The organism is Streptomyces sp. NPDC045701, assembly GCF_056432045.1.
In genome coordinates this window covers 1-6,176 of the sequence record NZ_JBWKJV010000115.1, presented here as the reverse complement: position 1 = coordinate 6,176, position 6,176 = coordinate 1, and the positions used below count along the sequence as shown (strand labels likewise).

5 protein-coding genes are annotated in these 6,176 nt (G+C 68.2%); 2 read left to right on the top strand and 3 right to left on the bottom strand.

Annotation, left to right across the window (positions count from 1 at the left end; genetic code table 11):
- The 3 genes from AC07DW_RS33125 to AC07DW_RS33115 form a co-directional block, all read right to left on the bottom strand.
- Positions 1–404, bottom strand: a 404-nt coding sequence (locus AC07DW_RS33125) for a hypothetical protein (protein WP_478861334.1), incomplete at its 3' end; no start/stop codon positions are given.
- Between the two features lie 538 nt (positions 405–942).
- The gene (locus AC07DW_RS33120; protein WP_478861333.1) at positions 943–1,557 is read right to left on the bottom strand and encodes a helicase associated domain-containing protein; all 615 of its coding nucleotides are present in this window, start codon (positions 1,555–1,557) and stop codon (positions 943–945) included.
- A 332-nt stretch (positions 1,558–1,889) separates the two neighbouring features.
- Positions 1,890–2,855, bottom strand: a complete 966-nt coding sequence (locus AC07DW_RS33115) for an IS110 family RNA-guided transposase (protein ID WP_478861332.1) — start codon at positions 2,853–2,855, stop codon at positions 1,890–1,892.
- A 2,230-nt stretch (positions 2,856–5,085) separates the two neighbouring features.
- Here AC07DW_RS33115 and AC07DW_RS33110 point away from each other — a divergent pair.
- Together AC07DW_RS33110 and AC07DW_RS33105 are read left to right on the top strand one after the other, a co-directional pair.
- On the top strand, positions 5,086–5,541 hold the full coding sequence (locus tag AC07DW_RS33110) for a peptidoglycan recognition protein family protein (RefSeq protein WP_478861331.1): 456 nt from the start codon (positions 5,086–5,088) through the stop codon (positions 5,539–5,541).
- Between the two features lie 129 nt (positions 5,542–5,670).
- Positions 5,671–5,973, top strand: coding sequence for a hypothetical protein (locus AC07DW_RS33105; protein WP_478861330.1), 303 nt, complete (start codon positions 5,671–5,673; stop codon positions 5,971–5,973).
- The last annotated feature ends 203 nt before the right edge of the window (positions 5,974–6,176 follow it).

Below are 6,176 nucleotides of genomic sequence, written 5' to 3'. Positions count from 1 at the left end.
AGGTCTTTGAGCGGGTAGCGCTTCAGGCCGGTCGCGGAGGCCTCGTCGGCTTCGAACATGCCCCCGGAGGCGGGGAAGACCCGCACCCCGCCCTCCGTGTCCACAAATGACAGCCCCAGGCTCATCCCCGCGCCCAGGCCGTGCCGGTCCACCCCCGCTGCCGCCAGCTGCTGGTCATACGACAGCGACACCGACGCGTCCAGACCCGCACGCCCGCCGAGGGTGACCAGCGGCAGGCTCATCCGCCACATGCCCGTGCGCTCATCCAGCGCACCTGCGGCCGCATCGCCCAGCGGTACCGAACCCGACACCGGGGCCGGCACCCCGCCCGGCGTATCGGCAGCCACCGCCGACACCACCGGTACCGCCGACACCCCCATCACCACAGCCGTCGCCAACGCCACCCGGCGCAAACCACGCCACCGCAAAACGCCACCAGCGTCCCGCTGCGTGACCAAACCAGCTCCGACAGGCAGAGAGGGGGACATAGAACAACCTCGGTGAGAGACGGCGGAACGGCGGAACACACAAATGTGGCTCAGCAAGCCAACCCGCCCCTCCGCACGGCAGGCACCCACCAGATGGCCACCACTAGGGCTGGGGCACTGTCAGGAAAACGGCCATACGCCGCCGCCGGTCGTAAGGCGCCGGTCGTCGGTGTGCTCCTTGCTGACCCCATCTGACCGGCGCCCCGGCGCCCCGGCGCCCCGGCGCCCCGGCGCCCCGGCGCCCCGGCGCCCCGGCGCCCCGGCGCCCCGTCACCCGGCACCCGTCGCCCCGGCACCGCCAGGCGATTCGGTGGGGAGGGGGTGTGCCGCTATCGCAGGGGGATGCGGGTGGCGGAGGAGGGTGAAGCGTGTTCGTCCGTGCTTCTGGCGCGCGAAGAGGTGCCTGACGGGGACGGCGGGGTCCCCGGCCCGGGCGTCCCTGGATCTGTCCCGGTCAGATGACCCCCAGTTCCTCCAGTACCGCGACGCGACCGGCGGGGAGTGTCGCGCGGCGGGAGCGGGCGTTGGACAGCCATACGCCCAGTTTCACCGCGTGCTCCTGGCCCTCATGCTCAACGCGTTCCACGTGCCCCCGGCTGACGCCTGTCAGAGTGCCCTCGCGGGCCAGGCAGGCGCGCGCCGCCGCTACCCCCCGCTCCCACGCCGCCGCCCGGCCCCCCGATTTCGGCGCGGCCGGCCCGGGCGCCGGCGCTGTGACGCCGAGCGCGCCCAGCCGCTCCCGCTGCTCCTGCGACAGCTCCGCCCACGTCTCACGCTGCCGTACGAGCCACCGCCCCACGTCCGCGCCGTGCACGGTCACTCCCGGCGTGATCTCCTCGACCGCCGCCCCGCCGTCCATCACCAAAGCGCGCCCGCCCGCGTAATGGCGCTGCCAGTCGATGGGCCACTCCGGGCACCAGTCCGGGTCGATTTCCGCGAGCTGAGCGGCCCGCTCAGGCGACAGCGCGCCCGGTCGGCGGCAGTTGGGCAGCCACTGCCCAATCGGCCGCCCCGTGGCCCCTGACGGCCCCTGAAGCGCCCGCGCAGCCTCCCCGCCCGGCTCGGCCACCACCGCACCGCGTGGCGCGGCCAGAGTGCCCGGCCCATGTACAGCCTCGCCGCCCCATGAGCGTCTTGTTGGTGTCCTGGTGCCGTTTTGTGTCCGTCGTGTCCGCCGGGAGGCGGCGGGTTCGGAGGGTCGTACGAGCTCCGGCTCGGTGTTGATGAGGCGGAGGAGCTGGGCGGGGTTGCTCTGATTCGTTCGGCGATGCGTAAACCTGTTCTGCCACTCGCGCCCCGCCTGACACTGACCACGTGTTGTGACGGCCGCTGGAATCCGCCCTCCAACCCTTCCAGGGATCAGAAGCCTCCAAAGAGAGCCCGGGGTGCCTCTGTGTCTTGTCAAGCCGCCTGAGTGATGCAGGACTTGGCTCTGCGCTCGTCGGCGATCATGACGCGCCAGACGTGGTCCGCCAAGCGGCGTTTCAGGCACCGCTTCGCTTCTTTCGCTGTCTTGCCTTCGGAGAGTTTGCGCTGGTAATAGGCGTGTCCGGGTGAGTTCGGCATGCGTATCTGCACGACCGCGATGGTGTGGAGGACGGAATTGAGCTGGCGGTCGCCGGAGCGGGAGAGCCGGTGGCGGGCCTTATCCGCGCTGGCGATCTCCACCGGGGCGGCGCCGGCGTAGTTCGCGAACGCTGCCGAGTTGGGGAAGCGGTGAGCCTGCCGGGTGCGGCCGATCAGCCGGGCGGCCATGACCGGCCCGATGCCCGGGGTGTCCATCAGGGTGCTGCCTGACGTCTCCACGAGGCTCTGCATCCGGGCAGCGTTGTCCGTGAGTTGCTTGTCCAGTTTCCGGATCTCGGCGACCAGGTCCCAGGCGATGTCCTTGCGGACCGTCTCGACGTCGCCGGCGGGGCGGACGGAGCGCAGCAGCTTGGCGGCTAGGTCCGCGGACAGCTGGGTCGGGGCGCCTCCGGGCAGCAGATCACGCAGCAGCGCATGGAGCTGGTTGACCGTACGGACCCGGGCCTGGGCCAGGTTCACCCGCCGTTCGTTCAGGAGAGCCAGCGCGGTGGTGTGATCCTCGGGTTCGACGTCCCGTCCCTCTCCCTGCAGATAGGCCACGGTGGCCGCGGCCGCGGCGTCGATCTGGTCGTTCTTGCGCCGTCCACCCCGGGAGAGCTCACGTACCCGACTGGTCGCTGCGGCAGGCACGTCGACGACGCTCTCGCCACGGGCGATGAGCCACTGGGCGAGATGCCGGCCCAGCCCGTTGGCGTTCTCCACCGCCCACTTCCGCTGCGGCCACCTCTTGGCCCAGACCAGCAGCCGCCGGTAGTCCGTCAGGCTCGCCTCGATCCGCATTGTCCCGACCTGCTGGTTTGATTCCGGCTCGACGGCGGTGGCGGTGTGGGTGGACTTATGGGGGGTCGACGCCGAGCAATATCACCGGACAGCGTTCCTCACGGTCGGACGACAGGGCATCAACGGTCGGCACGCCGACTTCCAGAACCAACTGGCCAGGACACGCCTCTGTTGAGTCAGACCGCGGACGGACACCGGACCGGCGACATACCCCGGGAGAGCCAGCCCCGAAGAGCGGCAGGCGATTCACGAGTCACCCGGCCCGGCGTCCTACGGCACGCTACGAGCGGCCAACCCGACCGCGTCCCGCTACCCCCATACAAGTCGGCGGTTCAGTCCGCCTCCCTGAGCCATATCAGGGAGATGGCAGCCGCTTCCCCTCCCGCCCCCCGGCTTCTCCGGCCCGCCCGCACATTACTGCTGCTGGCTTGGGCTTGTGTCGTGGCGGTTGTGGTGTGGGGGGCTGGTGGGTGGGATGGTGGTGGGGACGATTCCAGGAGTACTGGAGTGTCTGGGTGAGAGTCCCTGGGCTGGCCCCGTCACGTCCCACTCCGGGGACTCTTGCGGGCTCACGGCACTGCTTCCAGTTCGTGCCACGGTCGCAGTGACCGTTCCGCGAACCCTTCGCTATGCCTCATCTTGCGTGTGACCTGTACTGCCCTGCGCCGGGTTTTTCGCTGTTCAGCACAGGAGTTGGCGTTTCCGGTAAGCCGATGACTACGCCAGGGCGTGAAGTACTGCCACCGCTGCCGACCCGCGACCGTGTGATCCGCCGCCGTGCCCAGTGCGGATCGACCGAGGACTATCTATTGGACGGCGTTCAAGTGCCGTGCCCACCGGCCGCAGCACCGCTGCGCAGATCAAGCGTGCAGCGACATCAACCGATCGTCAGATCCGCCGGGCGATCACCCCTGCGGCCAGAACCAGATCTGGCTGGAGGACCGTCCACATGGGCTCTCGATCTCCTCGTGGGGATGCCGATACCCGCCCTGACCGGCCAAACCCGCAGGCGGGGCCGCGCCGACTCTGGCTCCGCCTGTTCTCCGCCGCCGCCCAGCCCGTCACGACCGCCCGCCGACGGCACCTGAGATTCGCACACAACTGACCCTGGACCGACGTGATCGCCGAGACCCCCGAGCAGCTCGAGGCGCTTCCCTCCGGGACGACACCTGGCCGGTGCCGCTCCTACGACCCCCGGCTGACCAGTACGTTTCCGTCCCTGTGAGCAGCACCACCCCGACCGGAACCGTGGAACCCGGCGCCCGTCCGACGGGACAGCCGGGCCATCAGCGTGCCCACCAACAGCCCGGACAACCGAAACGGCCCGCCGAAGAGACCGACGGACCGTCACGAAACATCGACGTTAGTGCAGAAGGCACGCGATGGGAACGGCTGGAGGGTGCCCAGGGTTAACCGCGCCGCTAAACCCAACACTGTGGGCAATCTGTGAGAAAACTTTACCAGGAGGAGCACACTCTCCCGGCCCGGCAGCTTCTGCCACCCCAGACAAGCCCAACGTAATGAGACCACTTCCTAGCGTGAGCGCAGCCATAAATCGCCACGGAAGCAATGATCGCATAAAAATCACCCTCTAATACGCAGGCTAATTCTGCCTACTGCTATTCCCTCTGCATACCCAGATAACCAGCGAGTAGCCGGGGAGCACTGCTTGCCACCACCATCCCGCGACGAGACCGGGCTGCCGACCTTGCTTGCCGGCCTGCAACCGCGTGATCGGCCCGGAACCGGATCAACTTGTCGCGGAACGGCTGCCGCGCCCTCGGATAGGCGAGTGCGCGACGCCTCAGAGCTCAAACGATCAACTCGCTTAGTAATCCTAATTGCAAAGGGGGGTAAAGTCACGGACGATAGGGAGAAGGTTCTCGCAGAGCGGGTCCGATTGGAAAATCGGGCTGCGGTCGTCAGGGCCCCGGTCGTCAGGGCCCCGGTCGTTTACACTCCCATTACCCCGGCCGGGGTCATGATCCGCGTAGGCGACACCGCTCGCGCCTCCTCCGAGAAGGAGAACCGCGGTGGCAAGCCCGATGAATGTCCGGCGGAACCTTTGCCCATGCCATGACATGGCGACCACTCCCAATCCTGAGGTTGCCTTCCTTCTTATTGTAACCAAATGGCATGCTGAACGGGGCTACAAGAAAATGGTGTACTCCGATCATGGAACAGTGCCGGACCGGTGAGAAGCTAAGCGGCCGAGGCGGGGGTCGCACCCATGGCTGTCGGAGACCGGTTCCGTGACGAGCTCCGGGAGGGCCGCAAGGGCTCCATCGAAATGCAGCCCGGCACCGACATTCCCGGCATCGTCGGCGGCCACGCGCAGGGCTTCAACACCAACACCTTCGGTGTCGCGACGCTCGGTAACCTCGAACCGGACAACAGCGAGGGCGGCGAGGACACCGGCCCCGACCCCAAGCCGAGCGACGCCATGGTCAAGAGCCTCGCCGACCTCCTCGCCTGGAAGGGCGGCCAATACAAGCTGGACCCGGAAGGGGCCACGCAGCTCGTTTCGGCCGACGGAGGCGGCATCAACCCGCACCCGGTAGGCACCGTGCTGGACGTACCCGTCATCTCCAGCCACAAGGACGTCAACGCCACGGCCTGCCCGGGCGGCAAGCTCTACGAGATGGTCCCCGAACTGCGCAAGCAGGTCACCGAACGACTCGGTTAGAACAACGCCCATAGCCCGCAGACCTCTGGGGGCTCGCGCCTTCCCCGCCACGTCGGTTCGGCCCGGGCTGCCCATATCGGCATGCCGGGCGCTCTGGGGGGCGGGCGCACTACGGCACCCCTGGCGCGCATGGTGATCGAGCGGCTGGAGTCGGACATCAAGCGCTCCCAGCTCGTCGCGCTCGCCGCCGCGCCCGACCCTGCGGCCTATCCGATTCACAAGCGGTGGGAGTTCCCCCGCCCCGACTTCTTCAGCGGATACGCCGCAGACGCCGCGTACAAGGGCCGGTCCGGCGCTGAAGTCGATATTGACGGAGTTGCCACAGATGTACTGGCTAGCTGGAGTAAGGACGGGAAAACGAGTCGTCCTGAAAGCCGTACTGCCCTGCGCCGGGGTTTTCGCTGTTCAGCACAGAGTTGGCGTTTCCGGTAAGCCGATGACTAGGCCAGGGCGCTTGCCGGGCCCGGTACTACAGCCGTGCGTGTCTGTTGGGTGCGTGACGCGTTGTTCCGTTCGTGGAGACGGAGCGCGCGGTAGAGATGTGGTCGGGCTGGTTCGAGGAGTTCTTCGCCTCGATGGCCTGGGTGTTCGGCCGGGTGGACCGGCGGCGGACGGCGGTGGCGTATCTCAAGGCG

Coding starts and splice junctions, on each gene's coding strand:
- AC07DW_RS33110 (WP_478861331.1), top strand. CDS start 5,086: ATGGCTGTCGGAGACCGGTTCCGTGACGAGCTCCGGGAGGGCCGCAAG.
- AC07DW_RS33105 (WP_478861330.1), top strand. CDS start 5,671: ATGGTGATCGAGCGGCTGGAGTCGGACATCAAGCGCTCCCAGCTCGTC.
- AC07DW_RS33115 (WP_478861332.1), bottom strand. CDS start 2,855: ATGCGGATCGAGGCGAGCCTGACGGACTACCGGCGGCTGCTGGTCTGG.